This is a genomic window from Vulcanibacillus modesticaldus, assembly GCF_001730235.1.
In the GTDB taxonomy this organism is placed as follows: Bacteria; Bacillota; Bacilli; order Tepidibacillales; family Tepidibacillaceae; genus Vulcanibacillus; species Vulcanibacillus modesticaldus.
Window position 1 is genome coordinate 1 of record NZ_MIJF01000070.1, and the last position, 1636, is coordinate 1636.

2 protein-coding genes are annotated in these 1636 nt (G+C 33.6%); both read right to left on the reverse strand.

The window, feature by feature from the left end; all coding sequences use genetic code 11:
* On the reverse strand, positions 1-175 hold a 175-nt coding region (locus BHF71_RS10125), incomplete at its 3' end, for a transposase (protein ID WP_084024127.1).
* Positions 176-681: 506 nt separating this feature from the next.
* Complete coding sequence (locus BHF71_RS10130) at positions 682-1266, reverse strand: HEPN domain-containing protein (RefSeq protein WP_069657521.1); 585 nt, start codon at positions 1264-1266, stop codon at positions 682-684.
* Between the last annotated feature and the right edge of the window lie 370 nt (positions 1267-1636).

The window sequence follows — 1636 nt, forward strand, 5'->3', positions numbered from 1 at the left end:
AGGAATCCTTTCCTTCACCTACAGGGGTATAGGACCTAATCCATTTATATATCGTTACTTCAGATACACCATATTCGCTACTTAATTTTTTTACTGGAGTTCCAGAATTGTAGAGTTCCACTATTGTTTGTTTAAAATCTTCAGTATATTTTTTTGCTACACCTTTTCTTTTCATATAGGACACATCCTCTCAAAATTATTGTATTAGACTTAACTAAGGTGTGTCCACAAAACTATACTAACTCCATTGGAACTCCATTATGGAAACTACTCCAAACTAGATAAGATAAAAATAATATAAATGCTACAACCAGTACTCTTACAAAGTAATTTACTTTCTTCTCCATGAATAACCTCCCTTTACTTGTTTTTAGAGAATGTCACATAACGATCGGTTATTCGCGACGTTCCCGAATGTTACAGGTATGTTCGAGTCTTAGATAGCTCTTATCTTAGACTCGAGCGTACCGACTCGGTTAATTCGGGAATGTGTCGCCTGATTATGCTTCTTCGATTCTTTTTGAATTTACTTCCCCTTGCATTTTCATCTTGTCGCTTCGGGCGACCAAGGCGTATTTCTTCGAGTCCTCTTCTTTGTTATCGCCGTAGCGGGGATATTTTGTTCTACGAAGTGGAGGCCTTCTACGATTAAGCTGAAAAGGAGGTCGGTTTTAAATGTTTTTACTTGTCACTTAAATCCCGATATACCTTTACAGCTCCAATCAATATCTTAGTAACATCCCTACTTATTTCTAAAACTTCATCAAGGATTTGTTCCTCTCTGTATTTAACAGCGATATACCCATAAAACTTATTAAAGCTCCTATCTGTTGGATATCTAAACGACATGTACAAATCATAAATATTCTCAATATTTTCTGTCTGTATATAATCATTCAAGAATCTTATTTTAAGTGGTTTTTCAATATATTTACTGATAATCTCTAAATATTCATTATTTGTTTTATCTGAAAGTTTTAATTTAGTTAATAGATTTTCAAAGGAATGCTCGGGTTTAAATTCAGCATTATGTAACCTAAGCATTCCCTTAATTATTAATTCAAGTCCGTGATAAAAATTAAATAATGTAGGAATTAATACATTAAAGTCGCTGAATTTAGTTAAGTTCTCATATTCAATCCAAGAAATTTCTTTGTCTGAGATAACAGTATGCTTATTTCCTGTCTCTACCATTTTATCTAATAGTATTTTACTTGTATTCAAATACTGTTCTCCAACTAAAAAAAACCTTTTTTCTATCTCCATATATTCCACCTTAACATAATCATAATCTTTTCTTTTTCAAACATACTACGAAGATAATTATAAAAAATAGTTTTTTCAACAAGTGAGATAATCATTCAACATATTTTCCTCCATTTCGGAGAACGGTCTCGTATTCACGACGTTCCCGAATGTTACAGGTATGTTCGAGTCTTAGATAGCTCTTATCTTAGACTCGGGCGTACCGACTCGGTTAATTCGGGAATGTGTCGCCTGATTTCACCTCTTCGATTTTTTTGAATCTACTTCTTATTGATTTTTCTTCTTATCGCTTCGGGCGACCAAGGGCGTTAGACCGCTGTGTGAATGCATTGTTATGAGACGTAACAAAAAATAAAGGACACCAATTAAT

Bases quoted from the DNA above. Each gene is read 5' to 3' on its own strand.
- BHF71_RS10130 (WP_069657521.1), bottom strand. From the start codon at position 1,266: ATGGAGATAGAAAAAAGGTTTTTTTTAGTTGGAGAACAGTATTTGAAT.